Annotated in this window: 20 protein-coding genes; 16 read left to right on the top strand and 4 right to left on the bottom strand. The window is 72.8% G+C overall.

Translation table 11 applies throughout. The features are described from left to right. Positions 1-13 precede the first annotated feature (13 nt). Entirely contained in the window at positions 14-1,246 is a 1,233-nt protein-coding gene (gene hemW, locus ACFW22_RS21765) for a radical SAM family heme chaperone HemW (RefSeq protein WP_386407127.1), read from the top strand. Between the two features lie 35 nt (positions 1,247-1,281). On the opposite strand, the gene ACFW22_RS21760 is transcribed toward hemW, so the two are convergent. Both ACFW22_RS21760 and ACFW22_RS21755 read right to left on the bottom strand, forming a co-directional pair. After that, the gene (locus tag ACFW22_RS21760) at positions 1,282-2,085 is read right to left on the bottom strand and encodes a DUF3097 domain-containing protein (protein ID WP_386407124.1); all 804 of its coding nucleotides are present in this window, start codon (positions 2,083-2,085) and stop codon (positions 1,282-1,284) included. A gap of 122 nt (positions 2,086-2,207) precedes the next feature. Then, positions 2,208-2,936 carry an MBL fold metallo-hydrolase gene (locus ACFW22_RS21755; RefSeq protein WP_386407121.1) on the bottom strand — a complete coding sequence of 243 codons (729 nt, stop codon included), beginning with the start codon at positions 2,934-2,936 and terminating at the stop codon, positions 2,208-2,210. A gap of 148 nt (positions 2,937-3,084) precedes the next feature. On the opposite strand from ACFW22_RS21755, the gene hrcA reads away from it, so the two are divergent. The 7 genes from hrcA (at position 3,085) to ACFW22_RS21720 (ending at position 9,714) form a co-directional block, all read left to right on the top strand. After that, positions 3,085-4,104: a heat-inducible transcriptional repressor HrcA gene (gene hrcA, locus ACFW22_RS21750; protein WP_384874604.1), complete on the top strand. Its 1,020-nt coding sequence runs from the start codon at positions 3,085-3,087 to the stop codon at positions 4,102-4,104. After that, positions 4,105-5,244, top strand: a complete 1,140-nt coding sequence (gene dnaJ / locus ACFW22_RS21745; protein WP_386407118.1) for a molecular chaperone DnaJ — start codon at positions 4,105-4,107, stop codon at positions 5,242-5,244. Between the two features lie 131 nt (positions 5,245-5,375). Continuing rightward, the gene (locus tag ACFW22_RS21740) at positions 5,376-6,458 is read left to right on the top strand and encodes a nitronate monooxygenase (RefSeq protein ID WP_386407115.1); all 1,083 of its coding nucleotides are present in this window, start codon (positions 5,376-5,378) and stop codon (positions 6,456-6,458) included. Next, positions 6,455-7,198 carry a 16S rRNA (uracil(1498)-N(3))-methyltransferase gene (locus ACFW22_RS21735; RefSeq protein WP_386407112.1) on the top strand — a complete coding sequence of 248 codons (744 nt, stop codon included), beginning with the start codon at positions 6,455-6,457 and terminating at the stop codon, positions 7,196-7,198. Before ACFW22_RS21740 ends, ACFW22_RS21735 begins: the two co-directional genes overlap by 4 nt. Positions 7,199-7,444: 246 nt before the next feature. After that, a complete protein-coding gene (locus tag ACFW22_RS21730; RefSeq protein WP_386407110.1) occupies positions 7,445-7,804 on the top strand; it encodes a histidine triad nucleotide-binding protein in 360 nt (119 codons plus the stop codon). A gap of 3 nt (positions 7,805-7,807) precedes the next feature. After that, entirely contained in the window at positions 7,808-8,713 is a 906-nt protein-coding gene (locus ACFW22_RS21725) for a ribonuclease Z (protein WP_386407108.1), read from the top strand. Between the two features lie 2 nt (positions 8,714-8,715). Continuing rightward, positions 8,716-9,714, top strand: coding sequence for an adenosine deaminase (locus ACFW22_RS21720; RefSeq protein ID WP_386407106.1), 999 nt, complete (start codon positions 8,716-8,718; stop codon positions 9,712-9,714). A 7-nt stretch (positions 9,715-9,721) separates the two neighbouring features. On the opposite strand, the gene ACFW22_RS21715 is transcribed toward ACFW22_RS21720, so the two are convergent. Beyond that, on the bottom strand, positions 9,722-11,053 hold the full coding sequence (locus ACFW22_RS21715; protein WP_386407104.1) for an MFS transporter: 1,332 nt from the start codon (positions 11,051-11,053) through the stop codon (positions 9,722-9,724). Positions 11,054-11,311: 258 nt separating this feature from the next. On the opposite strand from ACFW22_RS21715, the gene ACFW22_RS21710 reads away from it, so the two are divergent. The 5 genes from ACFW22_RS21710 to ACFW22_RS21690 all read left to right on the top strand — a co-directional run bounded on the left by ACFW22_RS21710 (position 11,312) and on the right by ACFW22_RS21690 (position 15,750). Next, positions 11,312-12,430, top strand: a complete 1,119-nt coding sequence (locus ACFW22_RS21710) for a carbohydrate kinase family protein (protein ID WP_386407102.1) — start codon at positions 11,312-11,314, stop codon at positions 12,428-12,430. A 121-nt stretch (positions 12,431-12,551) separates the two neighbouring features. After that, positions 12,552-13,589 (top strand): PhoH family protein, encoded by a 1,038-nt coding sequence (locus ACFW22_RS21705; RefSeq protein WP_386407100.1) that lies wholly within the window; start codon positions 12,552-12,554, stop codon positions 13,587-13,589. Positions 13,590-13,601: 12 nt separating this feature from the next. Next, positions 13,602-14,099 carry an rRNA maturation RNase YbeY gene (ybeY, locus tag ACFW22_RS21700; protein WP_041129173.1) on the top strand — a complete coding sequence of 166 codons (498 nt, stop codon included), beginning with the start codon at positions 13,602-13,604 and terminating at the stop codon, positions 14,097-14,099. A gap of 5 nt (positions 14,100-14,104) precedes the next feature. After that, positions 14,105-15,400, top strand: a complete 1,296-nt coding sequence (locus tag ACFW22_RS21695) for a hemolysin family protein (protein WP_386407085.1) — start codon at positions 14,105-14,107, stop codon at positions 15,398-15,400. Further along, positions 15,397-15,750 (top strand): MmcQ/YjbR family DNA-binding protein, encoded by a 354-nt coding sequence (locus ACFW22_RS21690; RefSeq protein ID WP_386407082.1) that lies wholly within the window; start codon positions 15,397-15,399, stop codon positions 15,748-15,750. Before ACFW22_RS21695 ends, ACFW22_RS21690 begins: the two co-directional genes overlap by 4 nt. Positions 15,751-15,783: 33 nt before the next feature. Here the strand turns inward: ACFW22_RS21690 and ACFW22_RS21685 are convergent, their stop codons facing one another. Beyond that, on the bottom strand, positions 15,784-17,178 hold the full coding sequence (locus tag ACFW22_RS21685) for an MFS transporter (protein ID WP_386407079.1): 1,395 nt from the start codon (positions 17,176-17,178) through the stop codon (positions 15,784-15,786). Between the two features lie 157 nt (positions 17,179-17,335). On the opposite strand from ACFW22_RS21685, the gene ACFW22_RS21680 reads away from it, so the two are divergent. The 3 genes from ACFW22_RS21680 (at position 17,336) to ACFW22_RS21670 (ending at position 19,436) form a co-directional block, all read left to right on the top strand. Continuing rightward, positions 17,336-18,157, top strand: a complete 822-nt coding sequence (locus ACFW22_RS21680) for a helix-turn-helix transcriptional regulator (protein ID WP_386407253.1) — start codon at positions 17,336-17,338, stop codon at positions 18,155-18,157. Between the two features lie 133 nt (positions 18,158-18,290). Continuing rightward, positions 18,291-19,025 (top strand): hypothetical protein, encoded by a 735-nt coding sequence (locus ACFW22_RS21675; RefSeq protein ID WP_386407076.1) that lies wholly within the window; start codon positions 18,291-18,293, stop codon positions 19,023-19,025. A 48-nt stretch (positions 19,026-19,073) separates the two neighbouring features. Beyond that, entirely contained in the window at positions 19,074-19,436 is a 363-nt protein-coding gene (locus ACFW22_RS21670) for a cytidine deaminase (RefSeq protein WP_386407073.1), read from the top strand. Positions 19,437-19,593 lie beyond the last annotated feature (157 nt).

Here is a 19,593-nt window from a genome sequence, read left to right as displayed (position 1 = left end):
GACAATGGGTCCCATGCCTTCCGTACTGCCCGATGGTGAGCCCGTTCCCGAAGACGGGGCGCTGCCCCCGCAGGCCCTCGCAGGCGCCGTGGACCGGCCGCTCGGGTTCTACCTGCACGTCCCGTACTGCGCGACGCGCTGCGGCTACTGCGACTTCAACACGTACACGGCGAGCGAACTGCGCGGTACGGGCGGTGTGCTCGCCTCGCGCGACAACTACGCCGAACAGGTCGCCGAGGAGATCCGGCTCGCCCGGAAGGTCCTGGGGGACGACCCGAGGCCGGTCCGCACCGTCTTCGTCGGCGGCGGCACGCCGACCCTGCTCGCCGCCCGGGACCTGGTCCGCATGCTGGCGGCCGTCCGCGACGAGTTCGGGCTCGCGGACGACGCCGAGGTGACGACGGAGGCCAACCCGGAGTCCGTCGACCCGGCCTACCTCGCGGAGCTGCGCGACGGCGGCTTCAACCGGATCTCCTTCGGGATGCAGAGCGCCCGCCGGCACGTCCTGCAGGTCCTCGACCGCACCCACACCCCCGGGCGCCCCGAGGCGTGCGTCGCCGAGGCGCGGGCCGCGGGCTTCGAGCACGTCAACCTGGACCTGATCTACGGCACCCCGGGGGAGTCCGACGACGACTGGCGGGCCTCGCTGGAGGCGGCGATCGGGGCCGGGCCGGACCACGTGAGCGCCTATGCCCTGATCGTCGAGGAGGGCACCCAGCTGGCGCGCCGCATCCGGCGCGGCGAGGTGCCCATGACCGACGACGACGTGCACGCCGACCGGTACCTGATCGCGGACTCGGTCCTGGCCGGGGCCGGATTCGAGTGGTACGAAGTCTCCAACTGGGCCGCTTCCGAGGCCGGGCGCTGCCTCCACAACGAGCTGTACTGGCGGGGCGCCGACTGGTGGGGCGCGGGCCCCGGTGCCCACTCGCACGTGGGCGGCGTGCGGTGGTGGAACGTGAAGCATCCCGGCGCGTACGCCGCGGCGCTGACCGGCGGGAGGTCGCCGGGCGCCGGGCGCGAGGTCCTCTCGGACGAGGACCGGCGGGTGGAGCGGGTGCTGCTGGAGCTGAGGCTCCGCGACGGGTGCCCGCTGGACCTCCTGCGCCCGCAGGGCCGCATCGCGGCCGAGCGCTCGCTGGCCGAGGGGCTGCTGGAGCCGGGGCCGTACGGGGCGGGGCGCGCGGTCCTGACCCTGCGCGGGCGACTGCTCGCCGACGCGGTGGTGCGCGACCTGGTGGACTGAGGGGCACCCGGCCGACGGGCGGCCCCGCGCCGGGGTCAGGGCACCGTCACGTGGTCGATCAGGCGTTCCACCGCACCCAGCAGCTCCGGCTCGAGGTCCCGGTACGAGGTGACCCTCGACAGGATGTGCTGCCAGGCCGCACCCGTGTGGGCCGGCCACCCCAGGGCCCGGCAGACGCCCGTCTTCCAGTCCTGGCCGCGGGGGACCGTCGGCCAGGCGGGGATGCCCAGGGAGGACGGCTTCACGGCCTCCCAGACGTCGACGTACGGGTGGCCGACGACCAGGACGTCCGGAGAACTCACCCGGGCCGCGATCCGGGACTCCTTGGAGCCCGGGACCAGGTGGTCCACCAGCACCCCCAGACGGGCGTCCGGCGCCGGACCGAACTCCGCGACGATCGACGGCAGGTCGTCGACGCCCTCCAGGTACTCCACGACCACGCCTTCGATCCGCAGGTCATCGCCCCAGACCCGCTCGACGAGCTCCGCGTCGTGACGGCCCTCCACGTAGATCCGGCCCGCCCGGGCCACCCGTGCCCGCGCCCCCGGGACCGCGATCGAGCCGGAGGCCGTGCGGGCCGGTCGTGCCGGGCCGGCCGCGGAAGGGCGCACCAGGGTCACGACCTCGCCCTCCCACAGGAAGCCGCGCGGTTCCAGCGGGAAGACCCGGTGCTTGCCGAAGCGGTCCTCCAGGGTCACCGTGCCCGCCTCGCAGCGGATCACCGCCCCGCAGAAGCCCGTCGTGACCTCCTCGACGACGAGGTCGCGGTCGGCCGGGACCTCCGGGACGGGCTTCGTCTTCTTCCAGGGGGGCGTCAGGTCCGGGTCGTAGCTGCGCATGGGCTCGATTCTGTCCGGGGCACGGGGCACGGGGCACGGGGGCGGCCGGGTGGGCCGCCCGCCCTCCGGAGGCGGCCGAAAGGGCGTCAGGTCCACGTGCGGGCCGCGCACTTCGGGTGACGTTAGGCCACGCCGAAGCGGCGTGCCAGTTCATCGCGCTGGCCCCGCACGAACGCGGCGTCCACCACCGCCCCGTGGCCCGGTACGTACGCCGCCCGCCCGCCGCCCAGGGAAAGGAGGCGGTCCAGGGCGTCCGGCCAACGGGACGGGACGGCGTCCGGGCCCGCCTGGGGCTCGTCCGACTCCTCCACCAGGTCGCCGCAGAAGACGACCTCGCGCGAGCCCGGTGCGCAGAGCGCCAGGTCGTGCTTCGTGTGCCCGGGGCCGACGTTCGCCAGGAGGACCTGGCGGTCCCCCAGGTCGAGCGTCCACTCGCCCGAGACCACGTGCCGCGGGGCCACCAGGACGTCCGCCGCCTCCGCAGCCGCCACCGGGTCCAGGCCGTGTCGTACCGCGTCCGTGCGCAGGGCTTCCCGGTCCCTGGCCCCGCTCAGCAGTTGGTCGCTGCCCACCGCGCCGAACACCTCCGCGCCCGCGAACGCGGCGGTGCCGAAGACGTGGTCGAAATGGGGGTGCCCCAGTGCGATGTGCGTCACTCTCCGGCCGCCGGTGAGCCCCTCGATCTGCGTCCGCAGCTCCGCGCCCTCCGCGAGCGAGGAGCCCGTGTCGTACAGCAGCACCCCCCGTGAGCCCAGCACCAGGCCCACCGTGGCGTCCCAGCCTGGCAGTCGTCGCCGGCCCACCCCGTCCGCGAGCCGCTCCCATCCGTACGCTTCCCAATCCACGTCCATGGGGCGACGCTAGCCGGTGCGGGCGCCGCCTCCTTGCCAGGAGCGATGCCCGCCGCCGTACACTGGCCGGGGAATCGCTGGCACTCGGACAGGGGGAGTGCCAAAAGCGGAGCAACCGGAACGACGACGACAGGCGGAGGTGCGCACGATGCTCAGCGAACGCAGACTCGAGGTCCTGCGCGCCATCGTGCAGGACTACGTCGGGACGGAGGAGCCCGTCGGCTCCAAGGCGCTCACGGAGCGCCACAAGCTCGGGGTGTCACCCGCCACCGTGCGCAACGACATGGCCGTCCTGGAGGAGGAGGGCTTCATCGCCCAGCCCCACACCAGTGCCGGTCGCATCCCGACCGACAAGGGCTACCGGCTCTTCGTCGACCGGCTCGCCGGCGTCAAGCCGCTGTCGACGCCCGAGCGGCGGGCGATCCACAACTTCCTGGACGGTGCCGTCGACCTCGACGACGTCGTCGGCCGTACGGTCCGTCTGCTCGCGCAGCTGACCCGACAGGTCGCCGTCGTCCAGTACCCCTCGCTGACCCGTTCGACCGTCCGGCACGTGGAGCTGCTCTCGCTGGCCCCGGCCCGCCTGATGCTCGTCCTCATCACGGACACCGGTCGGGTGGAGCAGCGCGTCATCGACTGCCCCGTGCCCTTCGGCGAGACCTCGCTCGCCGATCTGCGGGCCCGGCTCAACAGCCGGGTCGTCGGTCGTCGGTTCGCCGACGTCCCGCAGTTGGTGCAGGACCTTCCCGAGTCCTTCGAGGAGGCCGAGGACCGCGCCACGGTCTCCACCGTGCTCGCGACCCTCCTCGAAACGCTCGTCGAGGAGCACGAGGAGCGGCTGATGATCGGCGGCACCGCCAATCTCACCCGCTTCGGACACGACTTCCCCCTGATGATCAGGCCCGTCCTGGAGGCACTGGAGGAGCAGGTCGTGCTCCTCAAGCTGCTCGGCGAGGCCAAGGAATCCGGCATGACCGTACGCATCGGGCACGAGAACGCCCACGAGGGGCTGAGCTCCACGTCCGTCGTCTCGGTCGGCTACGGTTCGGGCGGCGAGGCAGTCGCCAAACTCGGCGTGGTCGGACCGACCCGCATGGACTACCCCGGAACGATGGGAGCGGTACGCGCAGTGGCACGTTACGTCGGACAGATCCTGGCGGAGTCGTAAGTGGCCACGGACTATTACGCCGTGCTCGGCGTACGCCGCGACGCGTCCCAGGACGAGATCAAGAAGGCGTTCCGGAGGCTCGCGCGCGAGCTGCACCCGGACGTCAATCCCGATCCGAAGACGCAGGAGCGCTTCAAGGAGATCAACGCCGCCTACGAGGTCCTCTCGGATCCGCAGAAGAAGCAGGTCTACGACCTCGGCGGCGACCCGCTCTCGGCCTCCGGCGGGGGCGGTGCGGGCGGTGGCTTCGGGGCGGGTGGCTTCGGCAACTTCTCCGACATCATGGACGCCTTCTTCGGCACGGCCTCGCAGCGCGGTCCGCGTTCGCGCACCCGCCGCGGACAGGACGCCATGATCCGCCTGGAGATCGACCTCAACGAGGCGGCCTTCGGCACCACCAAGGACATCCAGGTCGACACGGCGGTCGTCTGCACCACCTGTTCGGGTGAGGGCGCCGCACCCGGCACCTCCGCGCAGACCTGCGACATGTGCCGCGGTCGTGGCGAGGTGTCCCAGGTCACCCGGTCCTTCCTCGGCCAGGTCATGACCTCCCGGCCCTGCCCGCAGTGCCAGGGCTTCGGCACCGTCGTCCCGACGCCGTGCCCGGAGTGCGCGGGCGACGGCAGGGTCCGGTCCCGCCGCACCCTCACGGTCAAGATCCCGGCCGGCGTCGACAACGGCACCCGCATCCAGCTCGCGGGCGAGGGCGAGGTCGGTCCCGGCGGCGGTCCCGCCGGCGACCTGTACGTCGAGATCCACGAGACCCCGCACGAGGTCTTCCAGCGGCGCGGCGACGACCTGCACTGCACGGTCACCATCCCGATGACGGCGGGTGCGCTCGGCACCAAGGTGCCGCTGCAGACCCTCGACGGCGTCGAGGAGATCGACATCCGCCCGGGAACGCAGTCGGGCCAGTCGATCCCGCTGCACGGCCGGGGCATCACGCACCTGCGGGGCAACGGCCGGGGCGACCTGATCGTGCACGTCGAGGTGACCACCCCGGGCAAGCTCGACGCGGAGCAGGAGCGACTCCTGCGCGAGCTGGCCAAGCTGCGCGGCGAGGAGCGGCCCACCGGCCAGTTCCAGCCGGGACAGCAGGGGTTGTTCTCGCGGCTCAAGGACGCGTTCAACGGGCGGTAGGCGCTCGTGCGGACGGGGGGACGGGGCACCGGAAGGCGCGGACCCGTCCCTCCGCCCGTCTCCGGAGCAGGCCCTTCCGCGATCTGACGGACGGATTCGGCCCGGAAGCAGGGGCATGGCACGATGCCCACATGTCCACCACCGCACTGAACGGTCTCTCTCGTTTCCCGATCGTGCAGGCCCCCATGGCGGGTGGCGCCGCTGGTCCCGAGCTCGTCGGGGCCGTCTGCGAGGCCGGGGCGCTCGGGTTCCTGGCCGGCGGGTACAAGACGGCCGGGGGGCTCTACCAGGAGATCAAGCAGGTGCGCGGGCTCACCGCACGCCCCTTCGGAGTCAACCTCTTCCTGCCCCAGGAGGGGCCGCACGCCGACCCCGCCGCCGTCGACGTCTACCGCCACCAGCTGGCCGGTGAGGCCACCTGGTACGGCACCCCGCTCGGCGAGGCCGACGACTCCCGCGACGACGCCTACGACGCCAAGCTCGCGATCCTCCTGGAGGACCCGGTCCCCGTCGTCTCCTTCACCTTCGGCTGCCCCGCGCCCGAGACCTTCCGGGCCTTCGACCGGGTCGGCACGTACACCCTCGTCACCGTCACCTCCGCCGAGGAGGCCCTCGCCGCGGAACGCGCCGGGGCCGGAGCCGTCTGCGTCCAGGGCGTCGAGGCCGGTGGGCACCAGGGCACGCACCGCGACGAACCGGCCGAGGACGACGCCCCCGGCACCGGGCTCCTCACCCTCGTCACCGAGGTCCGCCGGGCCGTCGCGCTCCCCGTCGTCGCCGCCGGCGGGATCATGTGCGGTGCGCAGATCGCCGCAGTCCTCACCGCCGGGGCAGCCGCCGCCCAACTCGGCACCGCCTTCCTGCGCTGTCCGGAGTCGGGCGCCCACCCGCTGCACAAGCAGGCGCTGACCGACCCGCTGTTCACCCGGACCGCCCTCACCCGGGCCTTCTCCGGACGCTCGGCACGCGGTCTCGTCAACCGCTTCATGCGCGAGCACGGGCCGTACGCGCCCGCCGCCTACCCCGAGGTCCACCACCTCACGGCCCCGCTCCGCAAGGCCGCGGCCCATGCCGGCGACGCCCAGGGCATGGCCCTGTGGGCGGGCCAGGGATACCGCCTCGCCCGCGAGCTCCCCGCCGGGGAACTGGTCGGGGTGCTGGCCGCCGAACTCGACACCGCCCTCTCCGGACCGCCCCACAGGAGCACCCCATGACCGCACCCGTCTTCGTCGTCGACGCCGTCCCCGGTGCCGGGAGCTTCCTGCTGGACGGGCCCGAGGGGCGACACGCCGTTTCCGTGAAGCGGCTGCGCGCCGGGGAGGCGCTGGTCCTCGCCGACGGCCGGGGCCGGTGGGCCGAGGGCGTGGTGCTCGCCGCCGAGGGCAAGGACCGGCTCACCGTCCGCATCGACGAGGTCCACGAGGACTCCGAGGAGGAGCCCCGGATCACCGTCGTCCAGGCGCTCCCCAAGGGCGACCGCGGCGAACTCGCCGTCGAGACCATGACGGAGACCGGGGTGGACGCGATCGTGCCCTGGGCCGCGTCCCGCTGCATCACCCAGTGGAAGGGCGACCGGGGCCTCAAGGCGCTCGCCAAGTGGCGGTCCACCGCACGGGAGGCCGGCAAGCAGTCGCGCCGCACCCGCTTCCCCGAGGTCGTCGAACCCATGACGACCAAGCAGGTCGCCGCCTTCCTCGCGGGCGCCGACTTCGCGGCCGTCCTGCACGAGGACCGCGAGCACCCCAGCGGGACGCTCGCCACCGCGGAGCTCCCGGTGGAGGGTTCGATCGTGCTCGTCGTCGGCCCCGAGGGCGGGGTCTCGCCGGAGGAGCTCGCCGCCTTCGAGGCCGCCGGGGCGAAGCCGTACCGGTTGGGCCGCAGCGTGCTGCGCACCTCGACGGCCGGTACGGCGGCGACCGCCCTGGTCCTGGGGCGCACCGGCCGCTGGAGCTAGGCGGTCCGTCCGGGCGGGGGCGGGAGGCACCCCGCGGGCGGTCCGCCCGCCGCCCCGGACGTGCCTTCGCCGGCCCCGGCCGCCGGGACCCGGCCGTCGCGCACCGGGGGAGCCGCTCGGCCCCGGAGCTGCGCGCTCCGGAGAACCGGCCGGGAACCCCGGCGGAACCCGTCCCGTCGGGGCGGCGGATAGCATGCCCGTCGTACCGGTGTTGTACTGATCGACAGAGGCGAGGAGGCCCGGGCCATGGCCGGAGAGCCGCAGAGCGACTGCCTGTTCTGCAAGATCGCGCAAGGGGAGGTGCCGGCGACGATCGTGCGCGAGACGGAGACCACGGTCGCGTTCCGCGACATCAACCCGCAGGCGCCCACCCACGTCCTCGTGATCCCGCGCGCCCACTACCCCGACGCCGCCTCGCTGGCCGCCGCCGTGCCGACCGTCGCCGCGGACGTGCTGCAGGAGGCGGGCCGGATCGCCGAGCAGGAGAAGGTCGACGGCAGCGGCTTCCGGATCGTCTTCAACACCGGGGCCGGTGCCGGACAGACCGTCTTCCACGCCCATGCGCACGTCCTGGGCGGTCGCGGGCTCAACTGGCCGCCCGGATAGCCCGTGTCCGTACGCGAACTGGTCGTCCTCGGAACCGCCAGCCAGGTCCCGACCCGACACCGCAACCACAACGGCTACCTGTTGCGCTGGGACGGCCGGGGCATCCTCTTCGACCCCGGCGAGGGGACCCAGCGGCAGATGCTGCGGGCCGGGGTCGCCGCCCACGACCTGGACCGGATCTGCGTCACGCACTTCCACGGCGACCATTCGCTCGGCCTGGCCGGGGTGATCCAGCGGATCAACCTCGACCAGGTCCCGCACCCGGTCACCGCCCACTACCCCGCGAGCGGACGCCACTTCTTCGAACGGCTGCGGTACGCCACCGCCTACCGGGAGACCGTGCGCCTGGTCGAGTCGCCCGTCACCGCCGACGGGCCGCTCGCCACCACCGGGGACTTCACCCTGGAGGCCCGGCGGCTCTCCCACCCCGTGGAGTCCTACGGCTATCGGATCGTCGAGCCCGACGGGCGCCGGATCCTGCCCGCGAAGCTCGCCGAGCACGGCATCAAAGGCCCCGACGTGGGCCTGATCCAGCGCGAGGGCAGCCTGAACGGCGTCACCCTCGACGAGGTCAGCGAGATCCGGCGCGGGCAGCGCTTCGCCTTCGTCATGGACACCCGGCTCTGCGACGGGGTGCACGCCCTCGCCGAGGGCGCCGACATGCTCGTCATCGAGTCGACCTTCCTGGACGAGGACGTCCGGCTCGCCACCGACCACGGCCATCTGACGGCCGGACAGGCCGCCGCCGTCGCACGGGACGCAGGGGTCCGACACCTCGTCCTCACCCACTTCTCGCAGCGCTACTCCGACCCCGCCGCGTTCGAGCGGCAGGCCCGGGAGGCCGGCTTCGACGGCGAGTTGAGCATCGCCCAGGACCTCATGAGGGTCCCCGTACCGAAACGAACGTGACCATGCCCGTACCCAAGGCCGAACTGCACCTCCACATCGAGGGCACCCTCGAACCCGAACTGGCCTTCGCGCTCGCCGCACGCAACGGCGTCACCCTGCCCCACGCGGACACCGCCGCCCTCCGCGAGGCCTACCGCTTCAGCGACCTCCAGTCCTTCCTGGACCTGTACTACCGTCTGATGGCCGTCCTGCGCACCGCCGAGGACTTCACCGAGCTCGCCGACGCCTACCTGGAGCGGGCCGCCGCCCAGGGCGTTCGGCACGCCGAGGTCTTCTTCGACCCGCAGGCGCACACCGCGCGGGGCGTTCCCCTCGGCACCGTGGTCGAGGGACTGTCCGCCTCCCTGGACCGGGCCGAGGAACGGTACGGGGTCTCCACCCGGCTCATCATGTGCTTCCTGCGCGACGAGCCCGTCGAGTCGGCGATGGCCACTCTGGAGGCGGCCAAGCCCTATCTGGACCGGATCACCGGCATCGGCCTGGACTCCGCGGAGGTCGACCATCCGCCGGCCGCGTTCCGGGCCGTCTACGAGGAGGCCGCCCGACTCGGTCTGCGCCGCGTCGCCCACGCCGGCGAGGAGGGCCCCGCCGCGTACGTCCGGGAGGCCCTCGACGTCCTCGGCGTCGAGCGGATCGACCACGGCCTGCGCTGCATGGAGGACCCGGAGCTCGTCGAGCGGCTGGCCCGCGAGCGGGTGCCGCTCACGCTCTGCCCCCTGTCGAACGTCCGGCTGCGCGTCGTCGACGCGCTCGCCGACCACCCGCTCCCGCGGATGATGGACGCGGGACTGCTGGTCACCGTCAACTCCGACGACCCGGCCTACTTCGGAGGGTACGCGGGCGACAACTTCGACGGCGTGCAGCAGGCGCTGGGACTGACCGAGGACCAGCTCCGCGAACTGGCGCGCAACTCCTTCCGGGCCGCGTTCCTGGAGGACGACGAACCCCGCCGGGCACGGTACCTCGCCGAGGTGGAGGCGTACGCCTTCGGCACGGAGTAGGACCGGCTCACCCCCGGTCCGACGGCCTCGCCAGCCCGAACGTCGACCGCGACGCCCGGCGGCGGCCCGCCCCCACCGGGATCGCGGCCACCGGCTGCTCCGGAGCGCCCACCTGGGGCACCAGGGACGCCGCCGCTCCCTTCCCCGCGAGGACCGCCGCGGGGGCGCCGCCGCGGCGGCGGATCGAGCCGGGGACCAGCGGACGACCGGCGGCGCGCCGGGCGACCGCGGCCATGGGGGCGGCGACGAGCAGGAGCAGGGAGCAGAGGACCAGCCCCATTCCCGGGTAGCCGAAGCGGGCGGAGAGCAGGGAGCCGGCTACCGGGCCGCAGGCCGTGCCCAGGGAGGACGCCGAGCCGACCGTCACGGCCCAGCGGCCGTGCGGGTCGAGGGAGGCCGCCATGCCCAGGAGATAGGAGAGGACGACCGGGTAGACGGCGTTCCAGAGGACCTCGCCGGTCGCGAAGGAGGCGAGGCCCCCGGCGGCCGAGCTCAACAGCACGCATCCCGCGATGACCACCGTGCCCACCCCGATCGGGACCGCACGGCCCAGCCGCGAGCCGAGTGCGCCCGCGGCCGTGACGCCCAGGAGCCCCGCGCCGAGCGCCGTCGCGAAGACCGCGCCGACGGTGACCTCGGAGAGGCCGGCCTGGGTGAGCCCGATGCGCCCGCTGACCCCCCAGAGCGCGTTCTGCGCGAGGGACCAGCACAGGATGCTGCCGGCGAGCACGGCACCGGTCCGCCGGTAGGGCAGGGGACCCCGGGACGTCGCGGCGGCCCCGCGCACCGTGCGCGCGGCGCCCGGGAGCCGGTGCGTGACCGGCCACACCAGGGCTGCTGCACCGGCGATCGCGAGCAGCGGTCCGGCATGTCCGCCGCCCAGGTGCGGGAGGGTCAGGTAGAGGGCGCCGGCGGTCGCCGAGACGGAGAGCAGGCCGAGGGTGGAGGCCCGGTGCGGATCGTGTTCACCGGCGATGCCCGCCACGGCCACGGCGGTTGCGGTGCCGGAGCCGAGGCCGCCGAGGACCACGCCCGCGACCACCAGCGGTACGGAGGTGGTGGTGGCTGCGGCGCCGTATCCGACGGCCATGGCGAGGAGGCCCGCACGGGCGGCCGGGCGCGGCCCGGTCCGATCGCCGCGGGCGGCGAGCGCGAAGCCGGCGGTCGAGGAGCCGAGGAGCAGGACGGAGCCGACCAGACCCGCCTGGGCGGGGGTGACGCCGAGCCCGGCGGGGAGCCGGCCGACGACGGTGGGCAGCAGGTACGGGGCGAGGTAACCAGCGGTGAAGAGGGCGACGAGGGCGACGAGGGCCCCCGCGCCGCGCGTCCGCGCGGACATGGGCGTTCCCGAGAACAGAAGGGGGAGGGGTGGAGCGCCCGGTGGTGTGCGTGGGGCACGGGGTCGCGAGGCCATGTGTATCAAGCGGGCGAGCGGGCGGAGAAGACGGTTCCCGCCGGTTTATGGTGTGATCTGGGTCACTTATTGTTTGGGATGGTGATCGAGGGGTATCCCAAGCGCTTCCTGTCGCATCCCATCCGTCACCGGCCCCCCATCGGGCACACTGATCTGATCCGCACCACGACCGGGGAGCCTGCCGTGACCACAGCAAAGGGAGAGCAGTCGCCACACGACGCCGGGGTCGACCCGTTGGTGTGCCTGCGCGAGCCCACCGACCCCGCCTGTGACGTCTTCCTGACCGGCACGGTCTTCCTCGACATCATCTTCACCGGCCTGGACAGCGCCCCGGTCCGCGGCACCGAGTCCTGGGCCAGGGGCATGGGCTCCAGTCCCGGTGGGGTCGCCAACATGGCCACCGCCCTCGCCCGGCTCGGCCTGCGGACCTCCCTCGCCGCGGCCTTCGGCGACGACCACTACGGCGAGTACTGCTGGGACGCCCTGGAGCAGGGGGAGGGGATCGACCTGTCGCTCTCCCGCACCGTCCCCGGCTGGCACTCGCCGGTCACCGTCTCCATGGCCTACGAGGGGGAGCGCACGATGGTCTCCCACGGCCACGAAGCCCCGCCGCTCGACGACGCCCTGCCCGCCTATCCGCCGCACGCGCGCGCGGCCGTCGCCTCCCTCGTGCCCGGCCGCCCCGAGGAGTGGGTCGCCCAGGCCGCCCGCGGCGGCGCCAAGGTCTTCGCCGACGTCGGCTGGGACGACACCGGCCGCTGGGACCTGGCCGGCCTCACCGACCTCCAGCACTGCGAGGCCTTCCTCCCCAATGCCGCCGAGGCGATGCGCTACACCCGCACCGACTGCCCCCGGGCCGCCGCCCGCGCCCTCGCCGACAAGGTCCGCTACGCCGTCGTCACCCTCGGCTCCGAGGGCGCCTATGCCGTCGACGGCGCCACCGGCGAGACCGCCGAGGTCCCCGCGATCAGGGTCGCCGCCCTCGATCCGACCGGTGCCGGGGACGTCTTCGTCGCCGGATTCGTCACCGGCACCCTCGCCGACTGGCCGCTCGCCGACCGGCTGGCCTTCGCGGGACTGACCGCGGCCCTGTCCGTCCAGGAGTTCGGCGGCTCGCTCTCGGCCCCCACCTGGGGCGAGATCGCCGCCTGGTGGCAGCACGTCCAGGGCCACGCCCAGCAGGACCCGGAGGCGCTCCGCGGCCGGTACGCCTTCCTGGAGCGGCTCCTGCCCGCCCCCGCCCGCCCCTGGCCGCTGCGCAGGGCGGTGCCGACGATCGGCTTCCGCGCGGCCACCTCCTGACCACCGGGTGCGGTAAACCGCTACGGGCACGGCGGCGCCTGGTCGTAGGCTGGTAGCCGAGAGGTTGTCGAGCAGCGAGAACCACGCAACGGGAGGTACCTGCAGGCCACAGTGCCGGCCCATGACGCAGACACCCACAGCCCACGACGGAGCGCCCCAGGACGGGACGCCCGGACAGGCCCGCGCCCACTTCACCGTTCCCGCGAAGCACCCGATGGTGACCCTGCTCGGCTCAGGTGACGCCCTGCTCCGCGTGATCGAGCGGTCGTTCCCCCGGACGGACATCCACGTCCGGGGCAACCAGGTCAGCGCGGTCGGAGACGCGACGGAAGTCGCCCTGATCCAGCGCCTGTTCGACGAGATGATGCTGGTGCTCCGCACCGGTCAGCCGATGACGGAGGACGCAGTGGAACGCTCGATCGCCATGCTCAGGGCGAGCGAGAACGGATCGGCGGAGGGTGGAGAGGAAACTCCCGCCGAGGTGCTCACGCAGAACATCCTCTCCAGCCGGGGACGCACCATCCGTCCCAAGACGCTCAACCAGAAGCGGTACGTCGACGCGATCGACAAGCACACGATCGTCTTCGGCATCGGTCCCGCAGGCACCGGCAAGACCTATCTCGCCATGGCGAAGGCGGTCCAGGCCCTGCAGTCCAAGCAGGTCACCCGGATCATCCTGACCCGGCCCGCCGTCGAGGCGGGCGAGCGGCTCGGCTTCCTGCCCGGCACGCTCTACGAGAAGATCGACCCCTATCTGCGGCCGCTCTACGACGCCCTGCACGACATGCTCGACCCCGACTCGATCCCCAAGCTGATGACGAACGGGACGATCGAGGTCGCCCCCCTGGCGTACATGCGGGGCCGGACCCTGAACGACGCGTTCATCATCCTCGACGAGGCGCAGAACACGAACCCCGAGCAGATGAAGATGTTCCTCACCCGCCTCGGCTTCGACTCGAAGATCGTCATCACCGGTGACGTCACCCAGGTCGACCTGCCGAACGGGACGAAGAGCGGCCTGCGACAGGTCCGCGACATCCTGGACGGTGTCCCGGACGTGCACTTCTCGACGCTCACGTCGCAGGATGTCGTTCGGCACAAGCTCGTCGGCCGTATCGTCGACGCGTACGAGCAGTACGACAACCGCAACGGGAAGTAGTAAACGAGCACCATGTCGATCGACGTCAACAACGAGTCCGGAACCGAGGTCGACGAGCAGGCGATCCTCGACATCGCCCGCTACGCGCTCGCCCGGATGCGCATCCACCCGCTCTCCGAGCTCTCGGTGATCGTCGTGGACGCGGAGGCGATGGAGCAGCTCCACATCCAGTGGATGGACCTGCCCGGGCCGACGGACGTCATGTCCTTCCCGATGGACGAACTGCGCCCGCCGTCGAAGGACGACGAGGAGCCCCCGCAGGGGCTCCTCGGTGACATCGTGCTCTGCCCCGAGGTCGCCACCCAGCAGGGCAAGGACGCCCCGACGCAGCACTCCATGGACGAGGAGCTCCAGCTGCTCACCGTCCACGGCGTGCTGCACCTGCTCGGTTACGACCACGAGGAGCCGGACGAGAAGGCCGAGATGTTCGGCCTCCAGGCGGCGATCGTCGACGGCTGGCGGGCCGAGAAGGGCCTCACCGGCCCGTCCCCGGCGCCGACCGTCTCCTGACCCCGATGGACGTTTCGCTGATCTTCGGCGCGGTCGCGCTGGTCGTCGTCGCCTGGCTCGCCGCCTGCGCCGAGGCCGGTCTCGCCCGCGTCTCCGCCTTCCGCGCCGCCGAGGCCGTACGGTCCGGGCGGCGCGGTGCCGAGAAGCTCGCCCAGGTCGCCTCCGACCCGACCCGCTATCTGAACGTGGCCCTGCTGGTCCGGGTCGCCTGCGAGATGGCGGCCGGCGTCCTCGTCACGTACGCCTGCCTCGAAGCCTTCCCGGAGACCTGGGAGGCACTGCTCGTCGCGATCGCCGTCATGGTCCTGGTCTCGTACGTGGCCGTCGGCGTCTCGCCGCGCACCATCGGTCGCCAGCACCCGCTGAACACGGCGACCACCGCGGCGTACGTGCTGCTTCCGCTGGCCCGGATCATGGGCCCGATCCCGCAACTGCTGATCCTCATCGGCAATGCGCTGACGCCGGGCAAGGGCTTCCGCAAGGGCCCCTTCGCCTCCGAGGCCGAGCTGCGGGCCATGGTCGACCTCGCCGAGCAGGAGTCGCTGATCGAGGACGAGGAGCGCCGCATGGTGCACTCGGTCTTCGAGTTGGGCGACACCCTGGTGCGCGAGGTGATGGTGCCCCGCACCGATCTGGTCTGCATCGAGCGGTACAAGACGGTCCGTCAGGCCCTCACGCTGGCGCTGCGCTCCGGTTTCTCCCGGATCCCGGTCACCGGCGAGAACGAGGACGACATCGTCGGCATCGTCTATCTGAAGGACCTGGCCCGCCGGACGCACGTCAACCGCGACTCCGAGGCCGACCTGGTGTCGACCGCGATGCGGCCCGCCGCCTTCGTCCCCGACACGAAGAACGCCGGTGACCTGCTGCGCGAGATGCAGCAGGAGCGCAACCACGTCGCCGTCGTCATCGACGAGTACGGCGGGACGGCCGGCATCGTCACCATCGAGGACATCCTGGAGGAGATCGTCGGCGAGATCACCGACGAGTACGACCGGGAGCTCCCGCCCGTCGAGGAGCTCGGGGACGGCCGCTACCGGGTCACCGCCCGTCTCGACATCGGAGACCTCGGCGAGCTCTACGGCTTCGGCCCCGACGAGTACGACGACGAGGACGTGGAGACCGTCGGCGGTCTGCTCGCCAAGGCGCTCGGCCGGGTTCCGATCTCCGGCGCCAGGGCCGTGGTGGAGCTGCCGGACGGACGTTCCCTGCGGCTGACGGCCGAGTCCCCGGCCGGCCGCCGGAACAAGATCGTCACCGTGCTCGTGGAACCGCTGGAACCGGAGGAGGTGCCGGAATGACCCCCGACGAGCTGCGGACCTTCTGCCTGGACCTCAACGACGCGACGGAGGAGTTCCCGTTCGACCAGGGGACCTCCGTCTTCAAGGTCGCCGGGAAGGTGTTCGCGCTGTCCGCGCTCGACGCCGTGCCGCTGAGGGTCAACCTCAAGTGCGACCCGGACGAGGCCGTCCGGCTCCGCGGGGAGCACCCGGCGATCATCCCGGGTTGGCACATGAACAAGCGGCACTGGAACACGGTCACCGTGGGGGAGCTCCCGGACCGGATGGTCCGGGAGCTCGTCGAGGACTCGTACGACCTGGTCGTCGCCGGTCTTCCGAAGGCGGTGCGGCTCCGGCTCGACCGGTCCTGAGGAGGACCGGGGCGGGCCCGACGGGCACGGTCCTCAGGCCCGCTTGCGCAGCCCGAGGGCGAGGAGCAGCGCCGCGCCGAGCACGAGCACCGCGTCCAGGGCGATCACCGAGCGGACGCCGGCGAACAGGTCGGGGTCGGTGGTGGCGAGCACGCCCAGCAACGGGATGCCGACGGTCAGACCGACCTGCTGGGTGGTGGTGACCAGGCCGGTGGCGAGCCCCTGCTCCTCGTTGCGGACCCCCGAGGTGACGGTCACGCCGTACGAGACGATCGCGCCGAGGTGCAACATCGACCCCAGGGAGAGGGCGACGGTCACCAGGACCGCGCCCGACTCCCGGCCGATGCCGAGCAGCGCGGCGGTGAGCAGGCCCTGTCCGGCCAGTGAGAGCCCCAGGGTCCGGTGGGCGCCGAGCCGGTCGATCACCTTCGGGGTGAGCACGCCCGCCAGGGCCGAGCACGCGCCCTGGACGCCGAAGACGATGCCGGAGGCGAAGGCCGAGAGGCCCAGCGTCCCCTGGAGGTACAGGGTCAGGACGAAGACGATCGTCGACATCATCGCGAAGGTGACCAGACCGCCCAGGTTGCCGAGGGCGACGGTGCGGCGACGCAGCATCGGCAGCGAGACCAGCGGTGCCGGGTGCCGGGACTCGACGAGGCCGAAGGCCACGAGCAGCAGCACCCCGAGGACCAGGGCGACGAGGACGTCCGTGCCGCCGAAGCCGCGCTCGGCCGCCGTCGTCAGTGCGTAGATCAGGAAGAGTAGACCGCCGGTGACGGTCATCGCACCGGGCACGTCGAGGCGGGGCCGCTCGGGGGTGCGGGACTCGGGGAGCAGGCCCGGGGCGAGCGGCAGCACGACCACGGTGAAGACGACGAGCAGGGCCATCGTGGACCGCCAGCCGAGCGCGTCGGTCATGACGCCGCCCAGCACCATGCCCACGGTGAAGCCGAGGGAGAGCAGGGTGCCGGAGATGCCGAGCGCCCGCGCGCGCAGCGGTCCCTCGGGAAAGACGGTGGTGAGCAGCGCCATGCCGGTCGGCACGATCGCCGCCGCGCCGAGGCCCTGCAGGGCGCGGCCGGCCAGGAAGGCGCCGGGGCTCCAGGCCAGCGCGGCGAGCACGGAGGCGGCGCCGAAGAGGGCCAGGCCGGCGAGGAAGAGCTTCTTGCGGCCGAAGAGGTCGCCGATCCGGCCGAAGAGCAGCAGGAAGCCGCCGGAGGGCAGGGCGAAGGCGGTGACCGCCCACTGGAGGTCGGACGGGTCGAAGCGGAGGTCCGCGCCGAGGACGGGCAGGGCGACGTTCAGGACGGAGAAGTCGAGCGCCACCATGAACTGGGCGGCGCACAGGACGAAGAGGACGAGCCGGTCACGGCCGGAGAGGGCCGGGGGAGCGGTGCGGGATGCGGGCGGAGAGGTCGTCGTTGCCATGGCCCCAGCCTCGGCGGGCGGGAACAAAGCAGGGGAGCGGGTACTTATCCTGTTGGTCGTACCACCAGGCGTCCAGGGGGAGGAAGCGCACGTGGCCACCGCTCTTGAGAGCAGCAGCGCCAAGCAGCACCGGTTGGCCGAACTGCGCGGCTTCCTGATGAGCCGTCGGGCCCGGGTGAGTCCGGCCGAGGCGGGCCTTCCGGACGGGGGTGCGCGTCGCCGCACTCCGGGGCTGCGGCGCGAGGAGGTCGCCGTCCTCGCGGGGGTCGGGGTTTCCTGGTACCAGTGGCTGGAGCAGGGGCGGGACATCACGGTCTCCCCGCAGGTCCTGGACTCGGTGGCCCGGGTGCTGCGGTTGAGTCCTGCCGAGCGCCGCCACCTGTACGTGCTGGCCGGGCTGAATCCACCGGCCCCGGAGGCCGCCCCGGAGGACCGGGACATGTGCGACGGGCTGCGGCGGTTGATCGATGCGTGGATGCCGTTCCCGGCGCACATCATGGACGCGTACTGGAACACCGTCATGTACAACGAGGCGGCGGCCGTCGTGCTGGGGATGCGGCCGGAGCTCTCCCAGAACTGCCTGGTCGACTTCTTCACGGACCCGCTGTACCGCTCGCGGATGGGGCACTGGGAGGAACTCGCGCCGAGGGTCGTCGCACAGTTCCGTTCGGCCTGTTCCGAGTGTCCGGACGACGAGGGCTTCCAGGCGGTGGTCGACGCGGCCGTGGAGGCGAGCCCGGAGTTCGCGGAACTGTGGGGGCGGCGGGACGTCCTGCCGGGCGGTCAGAACCGCAAGGAGATGGAGCACCCGTTGGTCGGCACGCTGGTCGTCGAGGCGACCCAGCTCAGGGTCCCGGCCCGGCCGGACCTCGTCATCGTGATGCACACCCCGCTCCCCGAGGCGAGCACGGCCGAGAAGCTGGAGTGGCTGGTCTCCCCGGCGGGGCGCCGAGGAGCGATGTACCCGGTCGCGGGTTGAGCGCGGATCCGTTGTGATCTTGTTGCAGGTCCGTTGTGGGGGCCTCTATATCCTCATCGTCCGGTCGTCTGGGCGTTCCCGTGGAACGGCCGGACGACGTGCCCCGTTTCCTGTGCTTAAGAGGTGTTCCAGCATGCGTGCTCGTATCAGCAGAGGCGTCGCAGCCGTTCTCGCCGTCTCCGCGCTCTCGCTGACCGCGGCCTGCGGCGGCGGGGCGGAGGACGAGGCCGCGAAGGGCGGTGCCGACGCGCCCGCGGCTCCGTCCGCGACTTCTGCCGAGCCCACCCCCGAGGCGCCGGCCGCGCCGCTGACGGAGGCCCAGATGAAGGCCGCCCTGCTGGAGTTGAAGGACCTGCCGTCGGGTTGGAAGACCACGAAGCACGAGGAGTCCACGGGCGGGTACAAGACCGACAAGGCCGAGTGCCAGGACCTGGCCGCGATGCTGGGCAGCAACTCGATCGACGACGCAGCGAAGGGGCCGAGCGCCGGCTTCGTCATCGGCAACAACGCATCGGAGATCAGCGAGCAGGTCGTGACCTTCGAGGGCACCGGGGCGGCCGACTACGTCACCAAGCTCTCCGCGGCGCTGGACGCGTGCAAGGAGATGACGGTCGAGGCCGACGGCCAGAAGATGAAGCTCACGGTGAAGAAGGGCACCGCGCCGCAGGGTCTGGAGCAGGGGATCGCCTTCACGCTGGGCCTCGAGGTCCTCCCCGGCATCACGATCGAGCCGAACTTCGTGATCGGCAGCCAGGGCACCGGGGTGTTCCGCTTCATGCTGCTCGCGGACTCCGCCGCCGCCAAGAAGGACTTCGACGCGCTCGGAAAGCTGGCCACCGACAAGTTCGTGAAGGCCGTCCAGGGCTGAGCCCGGACCGGGGCCCCGCACCGCACCCGCCCGGCCTATCCTCTGATCATGACTCTCCACCGCGAGCACGGCGACCTCGGCGCCGAGGACCTCAAGATCATCACTTTGGCGCGGAGCGCCCGCGCCCGCAACGGCGTGCCCGAGGGGGCGGCCGTGCGCGACGAGACGGGCCGCACCTATGTGGCCGGGACCGTGGACCTGGAGTCGCTCAAGCTGAGCGCGCTGCAGACCGCGGTCGCGATGGCGGTGGCGAGCGGGGCCGAGTCCCTGGAGGCCGCTGCCGTCGTGTCCACCGCGGAGGCGGCGTCCGACGCGGACCGCGCGGCGGTGCGGGACCTCGGCGGGCCGCAGACCCCGGTGCTGCTGGCGGGCCCGGACGGGCAGCTGCGCGCGGCGGTCACCGCGGGCTGAGCCGGTCGGCGGTTCGGAGGCGAGAACGGGGCGGCGGGGGGCCGGGGCCCCCCCGGGCCCCCCCCCGGGGGGGGGGGTTTGCGCCCCCCCCGGCCCCCCCCCCCCCCCCCGAACGCCCCCGGGGGTGGGGCCACCCCCCCCCCCCCCGGGGGCCCCG

This window comes from Streptomyces sp. NPDC058872 (genome assembly GCF_042743065.1).
GTDB lineage: Bacteria > Actinomycetota > Actinomycetes > Streptomycetales > Streptomycetaceae > Streptomyces.
This window is presented reverse-complemented; position numbering and strand designations above follow the sequence as displayed.